Source organism: Nonomuraea jabiensis, from assembly GCF_014204795.1.
Lineage (GTDB): Bacteria > Actinomycetota > Actinomycetes > Streptosporangiales > Streptosporangiaceae > Nonomuraea > Nonomuraea jabiensis.
Genome location: NZ_JACHMB010000001.1, coordinates 7,482,534 through 7,507,839 on the forward strand (window position 1 = coordinate 7,482,534; position 25,306 = coordinate 7,507,839).

A 25,306-nucleotide genomic window follows, 5' to 3' on the forward strand; every position below is an offset into this window, starting at 1 on the left:
GAGCCGCCACCGTCCACACCGACCCGGACGGTCCCGCGGGCGCCGACCACCACGCCAGCCTGTCCAGCCACCGGTCGAGCTGATGCCCCGGGGTGCGGTCCGGAACCCTCCCTTGACCGCGCGCCGAGCGTGAGGAACGCTGAACGGGAGACGATGCCGGGGGCATTACGCGTGAGGCGTCCATTCATCACCTTGCTGTCCGCCAACGCTCTGTCCGTCACCGGAAACGTGCTCTCCATGCTCGCCGTCCCCTGGTTCGTCCTGGAGACCACGGGAAGCGCCGGGCTCACGGGGCTGGCCGCCTTCGCCACCACCTTCCCCATCGTCATCTCCGCCGCGTTCGGCGCCACGCTGGTGGACTGGCTGGGGTTCCGCGGGGCGAGCGTGGTGTCCGACCTGGTGAGCGGGGTCGTCGTCCTCGCCGTTCCGGCGCTGCTCCTGACGACCGGGCTGTCCTATCCGCTCCTGCTGTTCCTGCTGTTCGTACGGTGGCTGGCCGCCACGCCGGGGGAGACGGCGCGCAAGGCCATGCTGCCCGACCTGTCGGCCCTCGGCGGCGTCCGCATCGAGCACGCGACGGCGGCGTACGACGGCGCCAGCCGCGGCGCGACCATGGTGGGCGCCCCGCTCGCCGGCGTCCTGATCCTCTGGGCGGGACCGAGCACGCTCCTCATCGTCGACGGCGTCACCTTCCTCCTGTCGGCGGCGCTCATCGCCGCCGGGGTCCCGCGCATCGAGAACGCCGGCCGCGAACCTGGCGGCTACCTGCGCGACCTGCGAGACGGCCTGGCCTTCCTCTGGCGCGACCGCCTGCAGATGAGCGCCACCAGCATGATCGTGGTCGTCAACATGCTCGACACGGGCGTGACGCAGGTGCTGCTGGTCCTGTACGCCCGCGACGTGGCAGGCGACCCCCGCGCGTTCGGCCTGCTCACCGGCGCGCTCGGGGCGGGCGCCGTGGCGGGGACGATCGTGTACGGGGCCGCCGGCGAACGATTACCCATGAGGCTGACCTACGGAGTGTGCTTCCTCATCGCCGGCGTCCCCCGCGTACTGGTCCTGGCGCTCGGCGTGCCGTTCCCCGTGGCGCTCGCCACGGCCGCGCTGTCCGGGTTCGCGGCCGGCGCGATCAACCCGATCCTCGGCATCCTGCAGTTCGGCCGCATCCCCGCCCCCATGAGAGCGCGGGCGCTCGGCACCATGACGGCCGCCGCGTACGCGGCCATGCCGGCCGGCGGGCTGCTGGCCGGCTCGCTCACCGAGCTGACCGGCCTGCGGACCACGCTCTACGCGTTCGCCGGCCTCTACCTGATCACGTCCATCCCGCCGTTCGTCTGCCGGGCCTGGCGGGAGCTGGATCGGTCGTCTCCAGCAGCGCCGACTCCGTGATCGGGGACTCGTGCGTGCCGGCGACCGTGCACGCGTGCGCCCCGGCTGTCGCGCCCAGCCGTACGCACTCCTCCAGCGACCGGCCGCGCAAGGTGCCGTACAGGAAGCCGGAGACGAACGCGTCGCCCGCGCCGTTGCTGTCGGCCACCGGCCCGGGCAGCGGCGCGGCCGGGAAGGCGCGCACGCCGGAGTCGCGCGTCAGGACGAGGCAGCCGTCGGCCCCGCGCGTGCAGACGACGGTGTGGGCGCGGCCGCGCCCGAGGATGTCGCGCATCGTGGCGGCCGGGTCGGCCAGCGCGGTGGCCGACAGGAACACCAGGTCGGACCGGTAGGCGAAGTCCTTGTGGTAGTCGTTGGCGCCGTCCCAGTCGTGCAGGTCGGTGGAGATCGGCGTGCCGTCGAGGTCGGGGTAGACGTGGCGGCAGAAGTCCATGATCGACAGGTGGACGTGCCTGGCGCGCGTGTTCGCGTACAGCTCGCGCGGCAGGCGCTCGTCCGGCGTGACCTTCGGGTCGTGGAGCGAGGTGCGGCGGCCGTCCGGGCCCACGAGCAGGACGCTGCGCCGGGTGCCCGCCGCCGCGGGCCCGAAGGAGCAGTCGACCTCGCGCAGCGCCTGGCGGACCAGGGCGCCCTGCGGATCGTCGCCGATCAGGTCGGCGAAGGCGACGGCGAGCCCGAGCGCGTGGCAGCCCAGTGCCACGCCCGCGCCCGTGTTGCCGATCCGGTCGACGACCGGGGGCACGTGGTAGGTGTCCTGGTACGGCAGCGGCAGCTCCGGCACGTACACCGTCGTATCGATCCCCGCACCACCCAGGATCAAAATGTCGCGGGTCACCGGTTGACCAGCGGGCCTGAGCCGGTGGAGCCGCGGACGACGAGCTCCGGCTGGAAGATCAGCTCGACGTGCTTGGCGGGGGCGCCGTTCACCTCTTCGAGCAGCGTCTGCACGGCCGCCGAGGCCATCGCGCCGATCGGCTTGCGTACGGTGGTCAGCGGCGGGTCGGTGAACGCGATCAGCGGCGAGTCGTCGAAGCCCACCACGGACACCTCTCCCGGCACCGACAGCCCCCGCTCCCGGCAGGCGCGGATCGCGCCCAGCGCCATCAGGTCGCTCGCGCACACGATGCCGGTGCAGCCGCGGGCCAGCAGCTGCGCGGCGGCCGCCTGCCCGCCCTCGACGGAGAACAGCGAGTGGGCGATCAGCTCGTCGACGTCGGTCGCGCCGAGCAGCTGCGCCATGGCCTGCTTGTAGCCCTCGATCTTCCTGATCACCGGCACGAACCTGCGCGGCCCCAGCGCGATCCCGATCCGCTCGTGGCCGAGGTCGACCAGGTGCTGCACGGACAGCCGGGCGGCCATGCGGTCGTCGGGCGAGATGAAGGGCGCGTTGATGTGCTCGCTGTAGCCGTCGACCAGCACGATCGGCAGCCCGCGGTCGGTCAGGCGGGTGTAGCGGTCCATGCGGGCGGTGCTGTCGGCGTGCAGCCCGGAGATGAACACGATGCCGCTCACTCCGCGATCGACCAGCAGCTCGGTGAACTCGTCCTCCGGCGCGCCGCCGGGCAGCTGGGTGCACAGGACCGGCGTGTAGCCGTGCTGGGTCAGCGCCTTCTCGATGGCCTGCGCGAACGCGGGGAAGATCGGGTTGTCCAGCTCCGGCGTCACCAGGCCGACCAGCCCGTTGCTGCGCTGGCGCAGCCGGGGCGGGCGCTCGTAGCCCATGAGGTCGAGCGCGGTCATCACCGCCTGGCGGGTGGCGGCCGAGACACCGGGTTTGCCGTTGAGCACCCTGCTGACCGTGGCCTCACTCACCCCGGCCTGGGCGGCGATGTCGGCGAGGCGAGCGTGACCGTTCATGCCACTCACTTTACTTTCCACCAGGCCGCCGAATCCCCTGCTCCAGGGACATCCGACGCGATCAGGAGCTCACCGTCGATCCCGAAGTCCACCGGCGTCGCGGTGAGGTTGACGGCACAGACGAACGGGCCTCTGGAGAACACGAGCGTGCCCCCGGGCGACTCGTGCCAGACGAGGTCCCCGCTCAGCGAGCGCCTCAGCTCCAGCGCCTGCCGGTACAGCTCCAGGGTCGAGCCGGGCACCCCTTCCTGCGCCTCCACGCTCAGCTCGGCCCACTCGGACGGGATCGGCAGCCACGGCTCCCGCCAGCCGGACTCGCGCGTCCACGGCAGCGGGACGCGGCAGCCGTCCCGGCCGCTGTCGGGGTCGCGCAGCCGCTGCGGGTCCTGGCACACCTCCTCCGGCAGGTCGAGCACCTCGGGCAGGCCCAGCTCCTCGCCCTGGTAGACGTAGACCGAGCCGGGCAGCGCGAGCGTCAGCAGCGCGGCCGCGCGGGCCCTGGCCAGGCCGCCGTAGCGGGTGACGTGCCGCTTGACGTCGTGGTTCGACAGCACCCAGGTGGTCGGGGCGCCCACGGAGCCGGCCGTGGCGAGCGAGGAGTCGATCACCGCCCTGAGCTCGGCGGCGTCCCACGGGGTGAACAGGTAGTGGAAGTTGAACGCCTGGTGCAGCTCGTCCGGGCGGACGTACATCGCCAGCCGCTCAGCCGTCGGCGCCCACGCCTCGGCCACGCCGATGCGCTCGCCGGGATAGGAGTCGAGCACGCGCCGCCACGCGCGGTGGATGTCGTGCACGCCGTCGTTGTCGAAGTACGGCACCGGCTCCTTGCCGATCAGCCTGGTCTGGTTCGGATGGCCGATGTCGGGCAGGTCGCGCGGCTTGACCATGCCGTGCGCCACGTCCACGCGGAAGCCGTCGACGCCCAGGTCGAGCCAGAACCGCAGGATCGACTCGAACTCGCCGCGCACCTCCTCGTTGTCCCAGTTGAGGTCCGGCTGCGCGGGGTCGAACAGGTGGAGGTACCACTGCCCGTCCTCGACCCGCGTCCACGCCGGGCCGCCGAAGATCGACTCCCAGTCGTTCGGCCGGTCGCGGAAGATGTAGCGATCACGGTGCTTGCCGCGCAACGCCTCCTGGAACCAGGGGTGGGCCGAGGAGGTGTGGTTGGGGACGATGTCCACGATCACCCGCAGGCCGAGGGCGTGCGCCTCGTCGATGAGCGCCTTGGCGTCCGCGAGCGAGCCGAACAGCGGATCCACGTCCCGGTAGTCGGCGACGTCGTACCCGAAGTCGGCCATGGGGGAGGTGTAGAAGGGCGTCAGCCAGATGGCGTCGACGCCGAGCCCGGCCAGGTAGGGCAGGCGATCGCGAACGCCGATCAGGTCGCCCACGCCGTCGCCGTCGCCGTCGGCGAAGCTACGCACGTACACCTGGTAAATCGCGGCGTGTCGCCACCATGCGGTCATAGTCTCCCCCTGACGGTCCCGACTATGAAATCCCTTGCCGCAAGTTTACGCAAGCCCTTACATACCCCTCCAATACGGAAATTTCGGTGTAAGAACCCACAAAGCCCTCGACCGAAACGGCTGCGCAGGAGATTCTTTATGTCAAGGGTGGACATCCAGCGTTAAGGCGCGATGTACTACCTCTTCAATCAGCCTCGTCACAGGTGACACGCGCGCAAGGTGTAGGCCCATGAGCTCGGTCGTTCTCGACAAAGTGACCAAGGTGTATCCGGGCGACTACCTCGCAGTCGACCGGTTGAGCCTTCGGGCTGAGGACGGCGAGTTCCTCGTCCTCCTCGGACCCTCCGGCTGCGGCAAGTCCACGCTGCTCCGCATGATCGCGGGTCTGGAGGAGATCACCGACGGTGACCTGTGGCTGGACGGCGAGATCGCCAACCATCTGGCCCCGCGCGACCGTGACGTCGCCATGGTGTTCCAGAACGGCGCGCTGTACCCGCACCGGACGGTGCGCGGGAACATCGCCTTCCCCCTGGAGATCGCCAAGTCGGACCCGGCGATGGTGCGCGACCGGGTGACCGAGCTGTCGAAGGCCTTACACATCGACGAGACGCTGGACCGCCGGCCCGGCACGCTCTCCGGCGGCCAGCGGCAGCGCGTGGCCATGGGGCGGGCCATCGTCCGGCAGCCCAAGCTGTTCCTCATGGACGAGCCGCTGTCGAACCTGGACGCGGGCATGCGTACCGAGCTGCGCATGGAGATCTCGGCGCTGGTCAGGTCGCTCGGCGTCACCACGATCTACGTGACGCACGACCAGGTGGAGGCGCTGACGCTCGCCGACCGGATCGCCATCCTCAACCGAGGAGTGCTCCAGGACGTCGGCACCCCCGCCCAGATTTACAACGATCCAGCCACCGCGTTCGTGGCGGCGTTCCTCAACTCCCAGCAGTTGAACCTGTTGGCGGCCACTGTCAGGACGCCGCAGAACCAGTACGTCATGCTCGACTTCGGTCCGCACCAGCTCACGATGCCGTGGAGCGATCCGAGGGCGTACGCGATCTCCCAGCACACCGGCGGGCAGGTGCTGGTGGGCATGCGCCCGGACGGGCTGGCCCCGGTGCAGGAGTCGTACGACGGGCCGTCGTTCTTCGGGCGGGTGCGGGCGCTGGAGTACCACGGGCACGAGTGGCTGGCGTACCTGGAGTGCGGGGTGCCCGCCGTACCGGTGCCGGAGCCGCCGGACCCGCGCCAGCGCAGCAACGCGAACAAGAACGGCTCGGGGAAGCTGTCGGGGCTGGTACGGCGCATCTTCTCCTCGCCGCGGGACGAGGAGCACCAGGAGCAGGAGCAGGTCGGCCAGCACCCGAACAGCGGCATCCACCGCCGCTCGGACCTGATCGTCCGCCTGGGCAACCGCCCCGTCTGGCGCACGGGCGACGCCGCCAAGGTCGCGATCGACCTCTCCCGCATCATGATCTTCACCCTCGACGGCGCCCGCATCGACCCCCCGCGCCGGTAACTCTCTCTTCGCGCCGACCGCTTTTTCTTTCTTTTACGGCGGAGCACGGGCGGCGCCACCCGCCGCACGGGGCTGGTGGCCTCCAGGGTGACGCCCGCTGACCCGCACGTGGCCGGCCGCCGTCACGGCGCACGCATCCTCCGCGCATTCCGTTGACCAGGGCATGCGCCCCGCCCTGAGCCCGGCGTGCTGTTCACCGCTGGAGGGTCTGGCTGCGTTCGATGAGGTCCAGCATTGACTGCTGGATCTGGCGCAGGAAGACGAGGGACTCCTCGGCGGCGGCGGCGATGGCCGCGTCGCTGGGGGCGACCGGGGGTTCGAGCAGCCGGGCCACGGTGTCGGCGAGGACCTGGTCGGGGTCGACGCCGAGGGCGGCGGTGGCCGGGTCGGACAGGGTGGCGCCGAACCCGGTGAGCACGGCGTGCACGGCGTAGGTCAGCTCGGGCAGGGGACGGTCCTGGCGGATCAGCCCGTGGCGGTGATGGATCGGCATGCCCGTCTCGCACAGGGCGCTGGGCGTGGTGCGGGCGAACAGCTCGCGGTCGCCGGCCTGCTGGGTGAGCAGCCGCAGCAGGTCGGCGTCGCCGCTCTGGACCCGGCGGGCCAGCGGGAACTTCAGCCCGGTGCGGACCAGCAGCGGGGCCAGGCGGTGCGGCAGCACGGTGGCGGGGTCGGCGCTGACGCGGGTGGTGACCTCGTCCAGGAAGGCCAGCAGTTCGCGGGCGAACAGCCCGAGGATGAGGTCCTCCTTGGCGGGCCAGTACAGGTAGACGGTGCCCTTGCCGACCCCCGCCGCGCGGGCGATCTCGCTGACCGTGACCTTGTGCACGCCGTGATCGAGCACCAGCTCCCGCGCGCTGTCCAGGATGCGGGCGGCTTTGCGCGAGTGTTGCTCGATCAGCTGGCTCACGTGGGCTGTCCTCTTCTTTCGTGCTGGAGTCGGGTCACACAGCGGCGACGTCGAAGGTCTTGTTCCTCATGTCCGGACCGTTCATTATCTTGCCCATGGCCGGCCCGATGACCGGCGTGCGCATGAGGCGCAGCATCGCGCCGCGCATGATCTGTTCCTTGCGGTCTTGGGGCGTGAAGATCCTGCGCATGATCAGCGCGCTGTCCTGCTCGGTCTGGATGAAGGGCCGCATCCGGGCCTCCCAGGCCCGCAGCGCGCCCGGCAGGTCGCCGGGATGGCGCTGGAGCATGGTGCCCAGCAGCTCGCCTCCGGCGATGCCGCTGGACGCGCCCATGCCCGCGTACAAGGTCACGCACCAGGCGGCGTCGCCGACCAGGACCACCCGGCCCTGGTGCCAGCGTGGCATCTTGACCTGGTTCACCGAGTCGAACAGGAAGTCCGGCGCCTGCTCGAACGCCGTGAGCAGCCTCTCCAGGAGCGGCCCGGTGGGCTGCGGTCCGAACGCGGCGCGGATGGACTCGATCGGCGGGCGGGCGAACTCGGCGTCGATGTCGTCGCTCCGATAGGAGAACAGCAGGCCCGGCGGGTGGTCGGAGAAGGGGAAGATCCATGCTGAGCGTCCCGGCTCGGCCAGCGTCAGGCCCTGGTCCTGGCCGATACCCTCGATCGGCCGGTCCAGGACGGTGGCGCCGATCATGTAGTTCAGCGGACGCAGGTACTCCTCGGGGCCGAAGGCCAGCCCGCGCACGGTCGAGCGCATCCCGTCGGCGCCCACCACCAGGTCGAAGCGCTCGGTGACGGTGGCGCCGGAGGCGGTGTCGCGCAGGGTGACCTCCGCCGCGGAGTCGTCCTGAGTGATGCGGGTGGGGACGGTGGAATAGCGGATCTCCACATCCGCCGGCAGCGCGGCGAACAGCGCCCGCTCGACGTCGCCGCGCAGCACCACCCGTGGCTTGCCGGGCAGGTTGGCCAGGCTCATGCCGGCGGTCTGGCGCCCGGCCCGGTTCACCTCGTAGGGGGGCGGCTGCGGGGTGCGGTCGCCGATCGCCTCCAGCACGCCCAGCCGCTGCGCGGAGGCGAGTCCGGTGCCGAACAGCAGGATGAAGTACCCGCCCGAGCGGCGTGCCGGGGCCCGCTCCACCAGCACCGGCTCCCAGCCGACCTGCCGGAGCCGCAGCGCGGTGGCGATGCCCGCGATCCCGAGCCCCACCACCAGCGCGCGGCCGTGCCCGACGTCCTTCATGCCGACTCCTCTCTGTCGTGTTGATACGACCCTAGTCGACAAACTGACCGGATTGGTCCTATCGGTCAGTGCTTCGCGCGCTTGACTAACCGGACCACAGTCCGTATCTTCGTTGCAGTAATCGGACCACAGTCCGGAAAGGATGGGACATCATGAGCAGACTGCTGCACATCTCCGCCTCTCCCCGCGGGGAAGAGTCAATCTCGCTGGGCATCGCGCGGACGTTCGTCGAGGAGTACCGCGCCGCCCGGCCCGGTGCGACGGTCGATCACTTCGACCTGTGGGACGGCACGCTCCCCGAGTTCGGCCCCGCCGCCGCGGGCGCGAAGATGACCGTGTTCGGCGGTGGCACGCCCGAGGGGGAGCAGGCGCAGGCGTGGGCCGCGGCCGTGCGGACGTTCGAGCGCTTCGACTCCTACGACCGATACCTCTTCAGCGTGCCGATGTGGAACGGGGGCGTGCCGTACAAGCTGAAGCAGTTCATCGACGTGGTGAGCCAGCCGGCGATGGTCTTCGACGTGCACCCGGAGACCGGCTACCGCGCCCTGCTGACCGGCAAGCGTGCCGCCGTCGTCTACACCAGCGCCGTCTGGGGTCCCGGCCTGGGGCCGGAGTTCGGCACCGACTTCCAGTCGACGTACTTCGACGACTGGCTCCGCTGGGCCGGCATCGCCGACATCCAGGAGATCCGCCACCACCCCACGCTGACGGGCTCGTACGAGGCCGAACGCAAGCAGGCCGACGAACGCGCCCGCCAGATCGCCAGGACGTTCTAGTGTCGGATCATCGATCCAGGCCCGCCAGCACGGCCGGGTCGAAGGACACGGGGAAAGGCTGATCAAATGAGAGGACGTTCCCCGCCTTCCCCGCCGCGACGAGTTCGTAGCCCGGGCCACTCAGGTTGAAGACCTCGACACGGGGCGCGTCATCGCCCTGGAGTTCGACCCTGATGAAGACGGGGATGCCCGCTGCGGCGTATTTGGGAGGCTTGACCTCGTAGTCGCGCCGCCGACTCGCCTTACCCGGGCTGACGACCTCGACCACGCATACCGTGTCTGCGGCGGAGAGCATGGCGACACCAGTTACCATCGCTTCGGCATGCCCTACCACTATGTCGGGAATGAGGCCATCCTCGCCGACTTCGAGATTGCCTGTCTCGACCACCTCGTAGTGCCGCGGGCGCGCGTCATCCAGGATGCGGACGAGACGTTTTGCCGCAAGCGCGTGGGCATAGGCGGGCATGGGGCTCACTACGAAACTCCCGTCGATCAACTCGATGCGCTCCCCGGTTTCGGGCAGCTTGAGCCAGTCCTCGACGGTGTAGTCGCCGCTGGTCGGCGGCAAGGCGAAAAGCCTGACACGCCGTGGTGGCGGATGGGCAATCAGCCAGCCTTCATCCGGCGCAGCAGTCATCGCCTCATCACCTTCCATGGATTCGAGTCTTGCACGCACGACGACACAGAGCCAAGTGTATTCGTGCGAGCACGTCGAGTGACGGGATCACGTTACCGCCCCTTTACCGATCCCGTCAGGCGTCCGCCGGAGATCTCAGGAGGCGCAGGTCCAGCGGGGCCCGTCAGGGGTGTCCTCCACGAGGATGCCGCCCTCCTGCATCGCCCCCCGCACCGCGTCCGCCACGTCGTACCGGCCCTCCTCGCGCAGCCGCGAGCGGAGCACCAGCAGGCGCTCCACCAGGGCGGGCAGGCTCTGCGAGCGGAGGTGGGCGGTCGAGGCGAGCTCGCCGAGGCGGGCGATGAGCAGCCGCATCAGCTCTCTGGCCTGGTCGACCCCGCCGGCGTCCTCCTCCGTGTCGGCCGCCCACTTGACGATCTCGGCCTCCAGGTCGAGCACCGTCTGGGCCGCCGCCACCAGGTCCGGCCGGGCCACCGCCGCCTTGAACAGCTCCTCGCACGTGTGGATCGTCTCCTCCAGCGTCACCTCGGCGGGAGCGGGGGCCGCCGGGGGTGGCGGGGTGACGGGGCCCGTGCCGGGGCCGCCCTCGGCCAGGCGGCGCAGCTCGGCCAGGTCGGTGTGGGTGCCCGTGGGCAGGACCGTCGCCGAGCCGGGCCGGCGGACGGTCAGGCCGCCCCGGCCCGCCACCCGCACCGACTCGGTCTCGAGGTCGATCACCAGGGCGGTGTGCTCGTCGAGGCCCAGGACGGCGGTGCCGGGCGGCAGCTCGCGTTCCATGCGGGACAGCCGGCGCTCGCCCAGATAGCAGTAGCGGGTGTCGTGGGTGCCGCCCTCGGCGTTGTCGAAATGGGGGATCAGCACGGCCCGCAGCCCGAGCGGCTCCAGCAGGTCGACGCCCTCGCGCCAATGGGGATCCGCGCCCACCTTGTAGATCTCGTAGACCGGCACGGTGGCCAGGCCCGCCGTGCAGGCGGCGGCCGAGGCCAGCACCGTCACCCCCGCGCGTGCGCGGATCCGGGCACGCAGGTCGCCGGCCACGCCCGAGTCGGCCCACCGGTCGAGCGCGTACGTCGGGCTGCCGGGACCCGAGAAGACCCAGTCGGCGCCCGTGATCCCGGCCGCCACCTCGACCTCCAGGCCGACGCTGCGCGCGAAGTAGCGGCGGGCGCGGGCGGAGATGTCGGCGGAGTTTTCCTGGAAGGCGTAAGGAGTGTCGAGCAGCACGGCCCGCGCTCCGGCACGCAGCGAACGCGCCGCCGCGCGGTGGATCTCGACCATGGTCGGGCTCGTCTCGCCCGACCCCATCAACACCAGCAAACCCGGCATGACTGTCGGCCCCTCTCTCGCATGCCATCGACTACATCCGGGCCCGCCACGGCTTTCAAGAGCGTTGCGACAATGCGTTTGGGACGTACTTGCATATGATTGGCAGTAAGTTGGTGGCGGTGACGGGAAGACACGTGATCCTGGTTGAGACGCTCATGCTACGGGTGGGCACCGACAATCGGTGGTCCTACCGGCACGCCCTCACCCGGCCGGGGCGAGGGGAAAGCCCCGACGAGGCGGCCCGCCGGCTCGGCGGGGTCGAGGCCCGGGATCCCGGGACCGTCGTGCACTCCACGAGCTGGCGATACGAGCCCGACAGCGGGGTCGTCCTGACCTATGCGGTCTGCCCGGACCCGGCGCCGTGGCTGCCCGCGGTCGAGCTGCCCGAGCTGGAGATCGCCAGGGGCGAGGCGCCCGCGACCCCGTCACCTGAGCGCGTCGCCCTGCCCAACGTGGTCGCGCACGCGGTGCGGCACCTGGGCTTCCTCATGGCCGAGGACCCCGTCGTGGCGCGCGTCCTGTCCGGCCACCCCGCGATCGCCCTCGCCCTGGAGCCGGCGGGGGCGCCCGCCTGACAGGCGGCGGCCCAGCGCCTGCATGGGCCGTTCGACGTATCTGTAGGAGAGCGCGCTGACGGCCAGCACCACGGCCAGGGCCAGCGCCGCCATCGCGAGCTGGTACGCCGGTTCCGCCCACCGCAGGTCACCGGTGATCGCCACGAAATACTTCAGCAGCGGGTGATGCACCAGGTAGAGGGAGTAACTGATCAGCCCGAGCCAGGTCAGCACCCTGGGCAGCCGCCGCCCCCGCAGCGCCATCCCCACCGCGAACGTGGCCGCGGCCAGCGCGAGCGTCGTCAGCCACACGTCGGCCCGCACCCACCACCAGCCGCCCTGAACGGCCCACAGCGGCGCGACCCCCACCAGCGCCGCGGCCACCGCCACCGGCCACAACCGCCCGCGGCCCCGCTCCCACCGGTGGATGGCCGTCCCCGCGAACATCACCGCCAGCACCGCCACCGCCAGCCACGGCACCCGGCTGCTCAGCGGCAGCAGCGCCAGCGCCATCAGCCCCAGCACGCAGGCCGCGGCCGTGCGCAGGCGCCCCCAAACGACGCAGGCCAGCCCGGCCACGAACACCGCGGCGGAGACGTAGGCGGGCCACCCGCCCACCAGCACCGCCCCCGACGCCGTCAGCCCCACCACCACGGCCCCCGCCGCGAACGACACCGACAGCAGCCCGCTCCGCCCGTGCCCCCCGATCAGGAACAGCGCGGTGACCAGGAGATAGAAGACCATCTCGTACGACAGCGTCCACATCGTGTCGGCCACGCCGCCCACGTTCACGACGTCGAGCAGCATGGTCGCGTGCGCCGCCACCGCGCCGGCGTCCCTGGGCACCTCCGGCCGCACCGGCACCCACCAGGACAGGGCCAGCACGAGAACGATCACGCCGAGGTAGAGGGGATAGAGCCGGAAGAACCTGCTGATCCAGAACTTGCGCACGTCGCCGTGGCGTTCCAGGGAGGTGGGGATGATGTAGCCGCTGACCAGGAAGAACACGAAGATGCCGTAGATGCCGAGGCTGAACCAGTACGGCCTGAGCTGGGGCAGGAACCACGGCAGCAGGTGCTCGGCCACCACGGCCAGCGCGCCGATCCCCCGGAGCGCGTCCAGCCACGCGAGCCTGGCGGCGGCGGGGACAGGAGCGGTCACGGGCTGGGCGGCGGCGGCGGACACTCGCCTCAACCTACCCGCGAAGGCTGAAGAGATGCTGGCACCGGAGAACGTCGTGCTCGGGCATCACCGATACGCTGGTGATCCCGTGGCGAGAAGGAGGCCCCAGCATGACCGTCGCCGTCCATGTCGGACCCGAACCGGTGCCCGTGCTCATCGAGGCGGTGCGCCGGGCGGGCGGCCGGGTCGTGCCGCTGGAGGAGGCCGAGGCGATCGTCTTCTTCGGCGGCGGCCCCGACGAGCTGCGGCCGATGCTCCACGAGGGCATCCGCTGGGTGCAGCTGCCGAGCGCGGGCATCGAGCGGTTCGCCGACGCCGGGCTGATCTCCGAGCACCCGCTCTTCACCGCCGCCACCGGCTCCTACGGCCTGCCGGTGGCCGAGCACGCGGTGGCCCTGATGCTGGCGGCCGCGCGCCGGCTGTACCGGTCCGCCCGGGTCGAGACGTGGGAGCCGAAGACGTCCAGGGAGTTCGCGGGCTCGACGGTCGCGATCGTCGGTTACGGGGGCATCGGACGGGTGCTGATGCGGATGCTGGAGCCGTTCGGCTGCCGGGTCCTGGCGGTCACCGACAGCGGCGAGGCGCCCGGCGCGGACCTCGTGCTGCCGCGCGCCCGCTACCGCGAGGTGCTGCCGGAGGCCGACTACGTGGTCGTCCTGGCGCCGGCCACGCCGGAGACGAGGGGGATGTTCGGCAAGCGGGAGTTCGAGCTCATGCGCGAGGACGCCTGGCTGGTGAACGTCGCCCGGGGCAGCCTCGTCGTGACCGACGAGCTGGTGGACGCGCTGCGCGCGGGCCGCATCGGGGGCGCGGCGCTGGACGTCACGGACCCGGAGCCGCTGCCCGACGGGCATCCGCTGTGGGGCCTGGACAACGTGCTCATCACGCCGCACTCGGCCAACCCGCCCTCCTCCTACTGGCGCGGCCTGACCGAACGCGTCACCTCCAACGTGCGGCGCTTCGGCGACGGCACCCCGCTGGAGGGCGTGGTCTCCCCCTCCGAGGGTTTCTGAGATACCGCGAAAGACGGCTCAGCCGAGGTTGAGCCGGGCCCCGTTGCTCAGCCCCGAGTCGTGCACCTCGAGCGCGGCCGGGGCGAGCTCCTTCGGCAGCTCGAACACCAGCGCCCCGGCGAACGACTGGCCCGCCTCGATGCGGATCGGCGTGATCTCCTTGCCGTCCTTGTCGAGCAGCTTGGTGCCGCCGTGTAACTCCTTGTCCTCGTCGACCAGCTTCTGCTGGCCCGGGTAGAGCACCCTGGCCTCCTGGCCGACGTTGCTGACCCGTACCCCGATCTGGCACGTGCGGGTTTGCGCGGACTTCGCGGGCTTGGGGCACTTCGTGCTGGTGACGGCGAAGCGCAGCTTGCCGTCCTGCACCGGCCCGTCCTCGCCGGTCGTCGAGGGCCGCAGCACCCATACCAGCACCCCGATCAGCACCACCACCAGCGCGAACACGATGATCAAGGCGGTCATGCAGCCCGCGAACACGCCCCGCTTGCGCTTGGCGGGCGGGTAGCCCGGCAAGGGCCCCTGGCCGGTGGTGGAGTGGTGGGGGATCGGCCCCTGCCCGGTCTGGTGGTGGGGGACCGGCCCGGTGAGATCCGGGTGCGGCCCGCGCGGCCCCTGAGGCCCCAGCCCGGTCCCCGGCACGGGGCCGGTCCGCTCGGGGTGGGGAGCCGGCGGCTGCTGCGGCACCCGACCGGCGCCGGGCGTGGGCCCGGTCCGCTCGGCGGGCGGCGGCATCTGACCCGGCTTGGGCCCGGTCCGCTCGGCGGGCGGCGGCTGCATCATGCCGGGCTTGGGCCCCGTACGTTCGGCGGGCGGCACGTGGCTCGCCGCCCCCGGCGTGGGGCCGGTGCGTTCGGCGGGCGGCGGAGGCTGAGGGCCGCGGGGTTCAGCAGGTGGAGGCTGAGGGCCGCGGGGCTCGGCGTGCGGGGCACGGCTCTCGGGGCGGCGGGGCGGGCGACCCGGGCCGGGCATCTGGCCCGTACGGTCGGGCGGCATCGGGCGCGGCGGCCGCGGCATCATCGGGAAGTCCGACGGGTTCCACGAGTTGGTCAGGTGCTTGGTGGCGGCGAGCTGCGCCGCCGGCTCGTCGGCCGCCCCCACCAGCTCCAGCAGCAGCTGCCTGGCCGCAGGCCGGCGCGCCGGGTCGGGGTGGATGGCCGCGGCCACCAGCCGGTCGAGGGGCGCGGGCAGCCCCCGCAGGTCGGGCGGCGCGCTGCGGGCCCGGGCCGCCATCACGTACGCGTCACCCTCGCCGAACGGATGCCCGCCCAGCCCCGCGTAGGCGATCAGCGACCCCCAGGCGAACACGTCGCCCGCCGGGCTGGTGCGCCCCTCGAAGACCTGCTCGGGAGCGATCCATCCGGGGGTGCCCATCACCATGCCGGCGTTCGTGTGCCGGGAGCTGACGTGCGTCGAGCGCGCCAGCCCGAAGTCGATCACCCGGGGCCCGGCCAGCGTCAGCATCACGTTGGCCGGCTTGAGGTCGCGGTGCACCAGCCCGGCCGCGTGGATCGCGGTCAGCGCCGCGGCCACGCCGACGGCCGCGGAGTGCAGCACCGACGGCGACAGCGCGCCGTGCTCGATCAGGTGGTCCTCGAGCGAGATGCCGTCGATGTACTCGGTGACGAGGTAGAGGCGGCCGCGGTCCTCGCCGTGGTCGAGCACGCGCGCCGTGCAGAACGAGGCCACCTTGCGCGCGTTGGACACCTCTTCGTGGAAGCGCGCCCGGTAGACCGGGTCGGCCGTGTAGTCGCGCCGGATCGCCTTGAGAGCCACCCGCTGCCCGTCGGCCGCCTTGGCGAGGTAGACCACGCCCATGCCACCGGAGCCGAGACGGCTGACCAGCTCATAGGGGCCGATCGCCGGCGGATCTTCCGGCTCCAGCGGAGTGCCTGCGGAGCGCCCCAACGTCGCCGTCCTCTCGCCGTCGTCATCCCGTCTCAACCCGAACCGTTCCTCCGCCCGGCACGTCATTTTGTACCCAAGACTCTAACGGAGGAAGTGCATGCCCGGTGGCGACTAGTTCTGAGCCGGTGAGGGCGCGCCGTGGATGCGCGAGGGGCGCATCGTCACCCGCAGGCGCGAGAGGTTGAGGGTGTGGGGGAGGGGGCGGTGCGGGGACAGCAGCCGCCCGACCGGCTTGGGGCGCGCGGCGCGGACGATACCGGCCAGGAAGGCGGTCCCGACCGCGAGCGAGAGGTGCACGCCGTCGCAGCCCGGCCCCTTGAACGACTGCGCCCACCACTCGTTCGCCGCGGTGCCGTCCAGCCAGATCTCGGGGGCGAAGGTGTTCGCGTACGGCAGGCGCGGGCTGCGCTGGTGCGCGGCGATCGGCACGAGCACGGTGGTGCCGGCGGGCAGGGTGGTGCCGTACCAGTCGGTCCTGGTGGCGGTGACCCGCGACAGCGCCGGCACCGGCGGCCACAGGCGCAGCCCTTCGCGCAGGCAGGCCCGCAGGTAGTCGGCGTCGCGGCGGGCCGACTTGCGCTGGGCCGGGTGGGCGGCCAGCAGCGCCAGCGTCTGCATCAGGCCCGCCGACATCACGCCGAGGCCCATCAGCCAGAACGCCGCCTGCATGAGCCCGCGCGAGCGCGCCACCCCCGGCGTCTCCGCGATCAGGCCGGCCAGGCTGCCGGGCTCGGCGCGGTGCAGGTGGTCGAGGATGCGGGCGTCGTACCGGCCCGAGAGCAGGTCCTGGCGCCGCCTGGCGCGCCACCTGCCGGCCCGGGTGAGGCCCGCCAGCAGGCGGGTGAGCTCCACGTCGTCGGCCGCGCCCTCGCCGTAGACGCAGCGCCTGGCCACGCGCTGCCACCGGGCGTTGAGCCGGTCGTGGTCCACCACGCCGGAGGTGAGCTCCCCGGCCTCCTCCCGTGCGATGTCGATGAACGCCGGGCGCAGCACGTCCGTCGGCAGGCCGAAGGGGCGCTGCTCGACGCCCCGCGCGTATTCGCCCTCCTCCGACAGCACGCGCAGGGCGTCGCGCTTGGAGATGATCAGCAGCGCGGGGCCGCGCAGGCCGCGCACCAGGACGGGGCGGCCGCCGTACCTGGACTCGAGCTCGGCCAGCAGCGCGCGGGAGCGCAGCGGGTCGCGCCCGGGCATCAGATGCGGCACGCCTGGCGGGACGATCGTGGCGGCCAGGCGCAGGCTCTCCAGCACGGTGGCCCGGGGGAGGCCCCTAGGCACGCGCGGCCTTCCGTGCTCCGACCGGCGCCCGCGGGTCCGTGGCCATGCGGGCCCTGACCCTCCGGACCGCGGGCGCCTCCTGGGTGGCCGGAGCAGGATGGAAGTCCATATGCCGATGTGATCTCCCGTGGCGCCGCGTTCGCAATCAGGGGTCTCGGCCACCGGAACACTTCCGGGCGCAGGCCGCGGAGATGTTCCGATGGCCGGAACGCCTACGCGCCGAGGAGGGCGGCCGAGATGGCCTGGGCGGCGCCGCGTACGGAGATGCCGAGCTTGGCCAGCGGCGCCGCTCCCGCGGGGGCGGCCACGCCGAGGGACATGCAGATCCGCCCGCCCGGGCCGAACACCGGCGCGGCCACGCACGCCACGCCCTCGGTGAACTCCTCCCGCGAGTACGCCACGCCGTGCCGGCGGACCTGGGCCAGCTCGCGTTCGAGCCCGGCCTGCGTGGTGATCGTGCGGCGCGTCATCCGCTCGAACGAGCCGCGCGCCAGCAGCTCCTGGCGCAGCCTCGGGTCGAAGGCCAGCAGCGCCTTGCCGGTCGCCGTGCAGTGGAGCGGCGCGCGGTCCATGCCGTCGGAGCGGGAGTCGACGCGGTTGTGGCCGTAGAGGCGCTCGACGTAACGGCTCTCCAGGCCGGACGGGACCGCCAGGTTGACCGTCTGCCTGGTGGTCTCGTACAGGTAGAGCAGGTACGGCAGCACGACCTTGCGGGTGCCGGGGACGCGCGCCCGGGTGATGCCGGCCATCGTCTCCAGCAGCTCGCCCGGCAGGTAGCCGTTGCCCACCCGCCTGGCCAGCTCGCGCGAGCACAGCACGCCCAGGATGCGGTGGGCGGTCGACTTGGGCAGGCCCGTGCTGCGGCACAGCTGCGAGAGGCTGACCGGGTGGGAGGCGGCGCTGAGCGCCAGCAGGATGTCGATGCCCCGCTCCAGGCTGCCCGGCTGGGCGGCGGGGCGGTCGTCCGCCATCCTCTGCGCTTGGCGGACCAGTTCCGTCGGCATTGATGTCCTTTCGCTCTCCGGAGAGCGAAAGGGGCTTCCCGGGGGCTGCGGTTGTCCTGTCCTTGGCGTACCCGGCTGCCGCCCGTTAACGCAGGCTGATGATCTCCGCGTACACGGAAACCGCCACTTCACCGGGCGTTCTGGCACTTATGTCCAGACCCGCCGGAACCCGTACGCGCTCGCCTCCCTCCACGCGCGCCAGCACCGCCGTGCCACGTTTGCGGCTGGCGATCAGCCCGATGTACGGGACGCCCCTGGCCAGCGCGTCACGCAGGATCGGCTCCTCGCCGACCCCGTGCGAGGCCACCAGGACGGCGTCGGCGTCGGCGGCGATCCCGGGGCCGGTCTCGACCTGGTACCCCATTGCCTGGCCGACGGCGGCGAAGGCCCGGGCGATGGGGCTGTCGCCGTACACGTGGATCAGCACGGGCGGCAGCACGGCCTCCAGGAAGATCTCCAGCGTGCCGCCGGACAGGCACGGCTGGCCCACCGCGATCAGGCCCTCCTCCTCGTGCGGCTCGCCCGCCTCCGGGGTGATCCGCAGCAGCGTGGTCCGTGCCGCGCGCCGGAGTTCGAGCAGCCGCAGGCCCTGCGCCCGGACGGTGTCGGTGGCGCAGACCCCGCCGACGAACCCCTCGATCGTCCCGTCCGGCAGCACCAGCGCGCGGTCACCCGCCTTCGCGCTGGTCGGCCGCTGCGCCCGCACGACCGTGGCCAGCACGTACGGCTCCCGTCCCGACCGCAGCCGCGCGACCCGGGCGTCCAGGTCGGCGGCCGGCCGCGGCCGGGGCGTCGGCATTCCGAGAAATTCGCTCACGGGATGGCCAGGTCCGTGCGGAACGGGTCGCCGTTGATGACGCGCCAGACGTTCGCCGGGGTGAGCGGCATGTCGGCGTGGCGCACGCCGTACGGCCTGAGCGCGTCCACCACGGCGTTGACCACGGCCGCGGGAGAGCCGACGGTGGCCGACTCGCCCACGCCCTTGGCCCCGATCGGGTGCGTCGGCGAGGGCGTCACGGTCTCGCCCAGCTCCCACGACGGGCACTCCATCGAGGTCGGCAGCAGGTAGTCCATGAACGACGCCCCCAGGTGGTTGCCGTCCTCGTCGAACGCCATCACCTGCATGAGCGCCATCCCCACCCCGTCGGCCAGCCCGCCGTGGATCTGCCCCTCCACGATCATGGGGTTGATCCGCACGCCGCAGTCGTCCACCGCCACGAACCTGCGCACCTTCACCTGCCCCGTCCCCGGATCGACGTCGACGACGCAGATGTAGGCACCGAACGGGTAGGTGAGGTTGGGCGGGTTGTAGACGGTGACCGCGTCCAGGTGGCCTTCGACGCCTTCGGGCAGCTCCAGGTTGGAGTGCGCGGCCAGCGCGATCTCGGCCATCGACTTGCCGGTGGACGGGTCGCCCACCACCGACCACCTGCCGTCGGCCCACTCCAGGTCGTCCGGCGCGGCCTCCAGCATGGCCGCCGCCACGATCTTGGCGCGGTCGCGCACCTTCCTGGCCACGATGGCGGTGGCCGCGCCGGAGACGGGGGTGGAGCGCGAGCCGTACGTGCCCAGCCCGAACGGCGTCTGGTCGGTGTCGCCGTGCACCACCTCCACGTCGTCGGCCGGGATGCCCAGCTCCTGCCCGACGATCTGGGCGAACGTGGTCTCGTGCCCCTGGCCCTGCGACTGGCAGGAGACCCGCAGCACGGCCTTGCCCGTCGGGTGGACGCGCAGCTCGGCGCCGTCGGCCATGCCCAGGCCGAGGATGTCCATGTGCTTGCGCGGGCCCGCCCCGACGGCCTCGGTGAAGAAGCTGACGCCGATGCCCATCAGCTCGCCCCTGGCCCGCTTGTCGGCCTGCTCGGCGCGGAGCTTGTCGTAGCCGGCCATGTCCATGGCCAGGCGCAGCGCCCTGGGGTAGTCGCCGGAGTCGTACTCCCAGCCGGTGGGGGAGTGGTAGGGGAACTGCTCGGGCCTGAGCAGGTTGCGCATCCGCAGGTCGGCCGGGTCGAGGTCCAGCTCGGCGGCCAGTACGTCGATCATGCGCTCGACCAGGTAGACGGCCTCGGTGACGCGGAAGGAGCAGGCGTAGGCGACGCCGCCGGGGGCCTTGTTCGTGTAGACGCCGGTGACCTCGCAGTGGGCGGCCTCGATGTCGTACGAGCCGGAGAAGACGTGGAAGAAGCCGGCCGGGAACTTGGTCGGCTGGGCCGTGCCGTTGAACGCGCCGTGGTCGGCCAGCACCTTGACCCTGATCGCCTGGATCCTGCCGTCACGCGTCGCCGCCACTTCGCCGCGCATGTGGTAGTCGCGGGCGAAGGCGGTGCTCATGAGGTTCTCGGAGCGGTCCTCCATCCATTTGACCGGCTTGCCGGTGACGATCGAGCCGACGATCGCGCACACATAGCCGGGATATATCCCGACTTTTCCGCCGAAACCGCCGCCGATGTCAGGGGAGATCACCCGGATCTTGTGCTCGGGCAGCCCGGCCACCATCGCGTACAGCGTTCTGTGGGCGTGCGGCGCCTGCGTCGGGCACCAGACGGTCAGCTTGCCGGTGACCCGGTCGAAGTCCGCGAGCGCGCCGCACGTCTCCAGCGGCGCCGGGTGGACGCGCGGGTAGAGCAGGTCCTGGGCGACCGTCACCTCCGCCTGCTCGAACAGGGCGTCGGTGCGGGCGCGGTCGCCGGCCTCCCAGTCGAAGATGTGGTTTCCGGTACGCCCTTCGAGATCGTCCCGGATGACCGGGGCGTCCGGGTCGAGGGCCTTCCTGGCGTCGATGACCGCGTCGAGGGGGTCGTACTCGACGTCGATGAGCTCCAGCGCGTCGCGGGCCGAGTAGGCGTCCTCGGCCACCACGAACGCGACCTCCTGGCCCTGGAAGCGCACCTTGTCCGTGGCCAGCACCGCCTGGGTGTCCTGCGAGAGCGTCGGCATCCAGGCGAGGCCGAGCCCGGCCAGGGTCTGCCCGGTGATGACGGCCTTGACCTTCGGGTGGGCCTCGGCGGCGCTCGTGTCGATGGAGACGATCCTGGCGTGGGCGTGCGGGCTGCGCAGCACGGCGCCGTACAGCATGCCGGGCAGCCGTACGTCGTCGGTGTAGGTGCCGCGGCCCCTGATGAAGCGGGCGTCCTCCTTGCGGTGCATGCGTCCGTAGCTCATGATTTCGCCTCCTCTTGGGCAGCCCACCGGATCGATCGGACGATGTTCTCGTAGCCGGTGCAGCGGCACAGCTGCCCGGAGATCGCCTCGCGGATCTGGCCCTCGTCGGGGTCGGGCACGCGGTCGAGCAGGGCGCGTGCGGTGAGCAGCATGCCGGGCGTGCAGAACCCGCACTGCAGCCCGTGGCACTCCACGAATCCCTTCTGCACCGCGTCCAGCTCCCCGTCCCGTTCCAGCCCCTCCACGGTGGTGACCTCGTGGCCGTCGGCCATCACCGCCAGCACCGTGCAGGACTTGACCGGCACGCCGTCGAGCCGCACCGTGCAGACGCCGCAGTTGGAGGTGTCGCAGCCCCAGTGGGTGCCGGTCAGGCCCAGCTCGTCACGCAGGAAGTGCACGAGGAGCAGCCTGGGCTCGACCTCCCTGGTGTACGGCCGGCCGTTCACCGAGACCGTGATGCGCATGTCAGATCCTCTCCGCTGCGGTGGCCAGCGCGCGCCGGGTCAGCTCGGCGGCCAGGTGGCGCTTGTAGTCGGCCGGGCCGCGCTGGTCGGCGTGGGGGTCGCAGTGCTCGGCGGCGATCCGGCCCGCCTGCGCGAACGCCTCCTCGCCGGGCGGCCTGCCTTCGAGGTAGCTCTCGGCCTCGGGGGCGCAGAAGTGCTCGGCGCCGACCGCGGTCAGCCCGATGCCCGCCCGCGCGATCACGCCGTCCCGCACGGTGACGACCGCTCCGGCCGCGGCCACCGGCCAGTCGCCCACGCGCCGCTCGACCTTCTCGTACGCGCTGCCCGTGCCCGCCGTGATCGGCACGCGGAGCTGAACCAGCAGCTCGCCCGGCCCGACGGCGGTCTCGTACGGGCCGTGGTGGAAGTCCCTGATCGGCACGGTACGCTGACCGCCCGCGCCCTGGATGACCGCCCGCGCCCGCAGCGCCGAGAACACCGCGGACAAATCCTCCGAAGGGTCGCCCTGGCACAGCGACCCGCCAACGGTCCCCCGATTTCTGACTATCGGATCGGCAATAACTCGCTCCGCATCCCGAAATATCGGGAAAAGGTCGGTGGCGGTGGTGCTGTCCAGCAGCTCTGCGTGCCGTACCAGCGCGCCAATGGCCAGTTCGTCACCCTCGACGGCGATCCGCCCCAGCTCGGCCAGCCCGTTGATGTCGATCAACGCCTCCGGCTGGGCCAGGCGCAGCTTCATCATCGGGATGAGGCTGTGCCCACCTGCGACGATCCTGGCCTCGGGGCCGTAGCGGGCCAGCAGTTCGAGCGCGTGCGGCACGCTGTCCGCTCTCTCGTATTCGAATCTCGCGGGAACCTGCATGACTGCACATTGCTGGCACCGATTTGTCCCGACAATCCGCAAATAAGGGATTCCTTAATGAGCGCCGGAGAACTAAGAAGGGGGCATGACACTCAGCCAGCTCGGGGCGTTCGTTTTCGTCGCGCGTCTGGGATCCGTCAAGGCGGCGGCACGGGCGCTGGGCGTGAGCGAGCCCGCGGTCTCCCAGTCGCTGGCCCAGCTCCGCAGGCACCTCGGCGACCCGCTGCTGACCCGTACCGGCGACCGGATGGTGCTGACCGAGGGCGGGCGGCGGCTGCTCGGGATCGCCGCCCAGATCGTCGCGCTCGGCGCCGAGGCGGTCGCCGCCGTCCAGCCGGGCCGTGTCGCCGGGCTGCACGTGGTCATGGACGCCGGGCTCGCCGAGTACGTGGCCGGGCCGCTCGTCTGTCTCTTCACGCAGCGCAAGTCGGTGGACGCCACCACGGGCGTGGCCGCCACGGCCGAGATCCCGCTCCTGCTGTCCAGCCGCCTGGCCGACGTCGCGCTCGGGGCCCAGGTGAGCGGCGAGGGCCTGGTGAGCCGCCCGGTCCTGCGCTGCCGCCTCATCGTGGTCGGCGCGCCCCGCGGCCGCCGCGACCAATGGCTGGTCGGCCCCTCAGGGACGGACCCTCTGAGCGACACGAGCAGGTTGTTGCGGCTGCTGCGGGTCCCGGAGTCCCAGGTACGGGTCTTCGCGAACCAGACGGCCGCCTGGAAAGCCGCCACCGAGGGCTCCGGCCTGGCGCCCGCCACGGCCCACCTGGTGACGTCGCAGTTACGCCGGGGCGAACTGGTGGCCATCGAGACCGCCGCCACGCCGCTGGCCGCGTACTGGTACGCCACGGCCCTCGAACCGCCGAACCGGTCGGTGGCGGCGGGCACGTTCCTGGACTTCCTCACGACCCCGGCCGCCACCCAGGTCATGCGCACCCCGGACGACGGCATCCCCCGCAGCCGCTTCCGCCCCCCGATCCACGTGTCGATCTGGAGCTGAGGTCTACCGGAGCCGTTTGAGCCGCTTGCCGAGCTCAGCGCAGAGCCGCGGCCTCCGAGGCGAGCTTCTCCACGCGGCCCCAGTCGCCGGCGGCCAGCGCGTCGGCCGGGGTCAGCCAGGTGCCGCCGACACAGCCCACGTTCGGCAGCGCGAGATAGTCGGCCGCCGTGTTCACCCGGATCCCGCCCGTCGGGCAGAAGCGCACGTCCGGCAGCGGCCCGGCCAGCGCCTTGAGGTAGGGGACGCCGCCCGCGGCCTCGGCGGGGAAGAACTTCAGCTCCTTGACCCCCCGCTCGACCAGCGCCATCACCTCGGACACGGTGGCCGCCCCCGGCAGGTACGGGACGCCGCTCGAATCCATCGCCTCGACCAGCGACAGGGTCGTGCCGGGCGAGACCAGGAACCTCGCCCCGGCGGCCACCGACGCCGAGATGTCCTCCGAGCTGCGGATGGTCCCCGCGCCCACGGTCGCCTCGGGCACCTCGGCCGCGATCCTGGCGATGGCCTCGCGCGCGGCCGGGGTCCGCAGGGTCACCTCGATGACGGGCAGGCCGCCGGCGACCAGCGCCCTGGCCATCGGCACGGCGCTCTCCACGTCGTCGATCACCACGACGGGGATCACCGGGGCGAGATCGAGCAGGCTCATGAGTTCTTCTTCTCCTCGTCGGCCTGTTGCCGGCCGTCTAGTCACGTACAGGTCCGCCCGGACAAAGCGGTCATCCCACCAGTTCGCGGCGGGAGCGCTGGGTCAGCCAGGCCGCTGCGCCCGTCAGCGCCGGCTGCGGGGCGACGATCAGCGCGGTGCCGATGGCCTCCAGGTAGTGGGCCATGTCCGGATTTGCGGCGAAGCGCGTCCGGAAGCAGCTGGTGCGCACGCGTTCCACGATACGGGGGAGCACTCCGCCGCCCAGATACACCCCGCCCCTCGCGCCGAGGGTCAGGGCCACGTTCCCGGCGAAGCTGCCCAGCATCCCGCAGAACACCTCGACCGTCTCCGCGCACAGCGAGTCGTCCAGCCGGGCCACGATGTCCGAGGCGGTCAGGTCGGGGGCGGCGACGCCGTTCACCTGGGCGAGCGCCCGGTGCAGCCGGACCAGCCCGGGCCCCGACAGCACGTGCTCGGCCACCACGTGCGGCAACCCCTGCGACTGCAGGACCTGGACGATCTCCAGCTCCCGACGGTCCACCACGGGCACCGTGACGTGCCCGCCCTCGCCCGGGATCGGCGTCCAGCCGTGCTCGGCGGGCACCAGCCCGCCCACGCCGAGGCCGGTCCCCGGCCCCAGCACGGCCTTGACCCCGTGACCCGGCTCGGGGCCGCCCAGCGAGATCAGGTCGTCGCCCTCCAGGTGCGGCAGCGACACCGCCAGCGCCTCGAAGTCGTTGAGCAGCACCGCGTACGGCACGTCGAGATCCCGTACGGACCCGGCCCACGCGGAGTTCGTGAGCCGGTAGCGGTCGCCGTCGATCGGCCCGGCCACGGCCAGGCACGCCGCCCCCGGTCGCACTCCGCCCGCGTGTTCCGCGAGATAGGCGGCTACGGCTTCGGGGAGGGTCTCGTAGTCGGACCCCGCCAGGACCGCGACGTTCGCCGGCCGCGCTCCCGACGAGGTGACCAGGCCGAAGCGGGCGTTGGTCCCGCCGATGTCGGCGACCAGCCACGGAAGGTCAAAGGCACTCACCGCATACCTCCGGCGTCCAGGGCGGCGTCAAGATCGCTCGCCATACACCGAAGGATGATTTCACGAACGCTCACGCCGCCCCAGAC

Annotated in this window: 22 protein-coding genes; 5 read left to right on the top strand and 17 right to left on the bottom strand. The window is 72.0% G+C overall.

Annotated elements, in window-relative coordinates; all coding sequences use genetic code 11:
• Positions 1-171: 171 nt before the first annotated feature.
• Positions 172-1,389, top strand: coding sequence for an MFS transporter (locus HD596_RS34225; RefSeq protein WP_185073400.1), 1,218 nt, complete (start codon positions 172-174; stop codon positions 1,387-1,389).
• Here HD596_RS34225 and HD596_RS34230 read toward each other — a convergent pair.
• From HD596_RS34230 to HD596_RS34240, 3 genes are read right to left on the bottom strand one after another with little or no spacing between them, the layout of a single operon-like run.
• On the bottom strand, positions 1,313-2,224 hold the full coding sequence (locus HD596_RS34230; protein WP_185073402.1) for a carbohydrate kinase family protein: 912 nt from the start codon (positions 2,222-2,224) through the stop codon (positions 1,313-1,315). The genes HD596_RS34225 and HD596_RS34230 overlap by 77 nt on opposite strands.
• The gene (locus HD596_RS34235; protein WP_185073404.1) at positions 2,221-3,246 is read right to left on the bottom strand and encodes a LacI family DNA-binding transcriptional regulator; all 1,026 of its coding nucleotides are present in this window, start codon (positions 3,244-3,246) and stop codon (positions 2,221-2,223) included. Before HD596_RS34235 ends, HD596_RS34230 begins: the two co-directional genes overlap by 4 nt.
• A 5-nt stretch (positions 3,247-3,251) precedes the next feature.
• Positions 3,252-4,712 carry a glycoside hydrolase family 13 protein gene (locus tag HD596_RS34240; protein ID WP_185073406.1) on the bottom strand — a complete coding sequence of 487 codons (1,461 nt, stop codon included), beginning with the start codon at positions 4,710-4,712 and terminating at the stop codon, positions 3,252-3,254.
• 229 nt (positions 4,713-4,941) lie between these two features.
• Between HD596_RS34240 and HD596_RS34245 the strand changes: the two genes are divergently transcribed.
• Positions 4,942-6,228 carry an ABC transporter ATP-binding protein gene (locus HD596_RS34245; protein WP_185073407.1) on the top strand — a complete coding sequence of 429 codons (1,287 nt, stop codon included), beginning with the start codon at positions 4,942-4,944 and terminating at the stop codon, positions 6,226-6,228.
• A 193-nt stretch (positions 6,229-6,421) separates the two neighbouring features.
• On the opposite strand, the gene HD596_RS34250 is transcribed toward HD596_RS34245, so the two are convergent.
• The gene (locus tag HD596_RS34250; RefSeq protein WP_185073409.1) at positions 6,422-7,138 is read right to left on the bottom strand and encodes a TetR/AcrR family transcriptional regulator; all 717 of its coding nucleotides are present in this window, start codon (positions 7,136-7,138) and stop codon (positions 6,422-6,424) included.
• A gap of 34 nt (positions 7,139-7,172) precedes the next feature.
• Positions 7,173-8,381, bottom strand: a complete 1,209-nt coding sequence (locus HD596_RS34255; RefSeq protein ID WP_185073411.1) for an FAD-dependent monooxygenase — start codon at positions 8,379-8,381, stop codon at positions 7,173-7,175.
• 152 nt (positions 8,382-8,533) lie between these two features.
• Here HD596_RS34255 and HD596_RS34260 point away from each other — a divergent pair, with 152 nt between their 5' ends.
• Positions 8,534-9,157: an FMN-dependent NADH-azoreductase gene (locus tag HD596_RS34260; protein WP_185073413.1), complete on the top strand. Its 624-nt coding sequence runs from the start codon at positions 8,534-8,536 to the stop codon at positions 9,155-9,157.
• Between the two features lie 7 nt (positions 9,158-9,164).
• Here the strand turns inward: HD596_RS34260 and HD596_RS34265 are convergent, their stop codons facing one another.
• The 3 genes from HD596_RS34265 to HD596_RS34275 all read right to left on the bottom strand — a co-directional run bounded on the left by HD596_RS34265 (position 9,165) and on the right by HD596_RS34275 (position 12,859).
• Complete coding sequence (locus HD596_RS34265; RefSeq protein WP_185073415.1) at positions 9,165-9,812, bottom strand: Uma2 family endonuclease; 648 nt, start codon at positions 9,810-9,812, stop codon at positions 9,165-9,167.
• A gap of 117 nt (positions 9,813-9,929) precedes the next feature.
• Positions 9,930-11,120 carry a hypothetical protein gene (locus HD596_RS34270; RefSeq protein ID WP_185073417.1) on the bottom strand — a complete coding sequence of 397 codons (1,191 nt, stop codon included), beginning with the start codon at positions 11,118-11,120 and terminating at the stop codon, positions 9,930-9,932.
• 425 nt (positions 11,121-11,545) lie between these two features.
• A complete protein-coding gene (locus tag HD596_RS34275) occupies positions 11,546-12,859 on the bottom strand; it encodes an acyltransferase family protein (protein ID WP_185073419.1) in 1,314 nt (437 codons plus the stop codon).
• Positions 12,860-12,966: 107 nt separating this feature from the next.
• Here HD596_RS34275 and HD596_RS34280 point away from each other — a divergent pair, with 107 nt between their 5' ends.
• Positions 12,967-13,869, top strand: coding sequence for a D-isomer specific 2-hydroxyacid dehydrogenase family protein (locus HD596_RS34280; protein WP_185073421.1), 903 nt, complete (start codon positions 12,967-12,969; stop codon positions 13,867-13,869).
• Positions 13,870-13,887: 18 nt separating this feature from the next.
• On the opposite strand, the gene HD596_RS34285 is transcribed toward HD596_RS34280, so the two are convergent.
• From HD596_RS34285 to HD596_RS34315, 7 genes are all read right to left on the bottom strand, one after another.
• On the bottom strand, positions 13,888-15,774 hold the full coding sequence (locus HD596_RS34285) for a serine/threonine-protein kinase (RefSeq protein WP_185073423.1): 1,887 nt from the start codon (positions 15,772-15,774) through the stop codon (positions 13,888-13,890).
• 111 nt (positions 15,775-15,885) lie between these two features.
• Positions 15,886-17,052, bottom strand: coding sequence for a cytochrome P450 (locus HD596_RS65060; RefSeq protein ID WP_185073426.1), 1,167 nt, complete (start codon positions 17,050-17,052; stop codon positions 15,886-15,888).
• 212 nt (positions 17,053-17,264) lie between these two features.
• Entirely contained in the window at positions 17,265-18,056 is a 792-nt protein-coding gene (locus tag HD596_RS34295) for an IclR family transcriptional regulator (RefSeq protein WP_185073428.1), read from the bottom strand.
• Positions 18,057-18,141: 85 nt separating this feature from the next.
• A complete protein-coding gene (locus HD596_RS34300; protein ID WP_221519639.1) occupies positions 18,142-18,873 on the bottom strand; it encodes an XdhC family protein in 732 nt (243 codons plus the stop codon).
• Entirely contained in the window at positions 18,870-21,218 is a 2,349-nt protein-coding gene (locus HD596_RS34305) for an aerobic carbon-monoxide dehydrogenase large subunit (RefSeq protein WP_185073430.1), read from the bottom strand. Before HD596_RS34305 ends, HD596_RS34300 begins: the two co-directional genes overlap by 4 nt.
• Positions 21,215-21,682, bottom strand: a complete 468-nt coding sequence (locus HD596_RS34310; protein WP_185073432.1) for a (2Fe-2S)-binding protein — start codon at positions 21,680-21,682, stop codon at positions 21,215-21,217. Before HD596_RS34310 ends, HD596_RS34305 begins: the two co-directional genes overlap by 4 nt.
• A 1-nt stretch (position 21,683) precedes the next feature.
• The gene (locus HD596_RS34315; protein WP_185073434.1) at positions 21,684-22,544 is read right to left on the bottom strand and encodes an FAD binding domain-containing protein; all 861 of its coding nucleotides are present in this window, start codon (positions 22,542-22,544) and stop codon (positions 21,684-21,686) included.
• Positions 22,545-22,629: 85 nt separating this feature from the next.
• On the opposite strand from HD596_RS34315, the gene HD596_RS34320 reads away from it, so the two are divergent.
• Positions 22,630-23,538 carry a LysR family transcriptional regulator gene (locus tag HD596_RS34320; RefSeq protein WP_185073436.1) on the top strand — a complete coding sequence of 303 codons (909 nt, stop codon included), beginning with the start codon at positions 22,630-22,632 and terminating at the stop codon, positions 23,536-23,538.
• 34 nt (positions 23,539-23,572) lie between these two features.
• On the opposite strand, the gene eda is transcribed toward HD596_RS34320, so the two are convergent.
• Together eda and glk are read right to left on the bottom strand one after the other, a co-directional pair.
• Positions 23,573-24,184 carry a bifunctional 4-hydroxy-2-oxoglutarate aldolase/2-dehydro-3-deoxy-phosphogluconate aldolase gene (gene eda / locus HD596_RS34325; protein ID WP_185073438.1) on the bottom strand — a complete coding sequence of 204 codons (612 nt, stop codon included), beginning with the start codon at positions 24,182-24,184 and terminating at the stop codon, positions 23,573-23,575.
• A gap of 70 nt (positions 24,185-24,254) precedes the next feature.
• Positions 24,255-25,220, bottom strand: a complete 966-nt coding sequence (glk, locus tag HD596_RS34330; RefSeq protein WP_185073440.1) for a glucokinase — start codon at positions 25,218-25,220, stop codon at positions 24,255-24,257.
• Between the last annotated feature and the right edge of the window lie 86 nt (positions 25,221-25,306).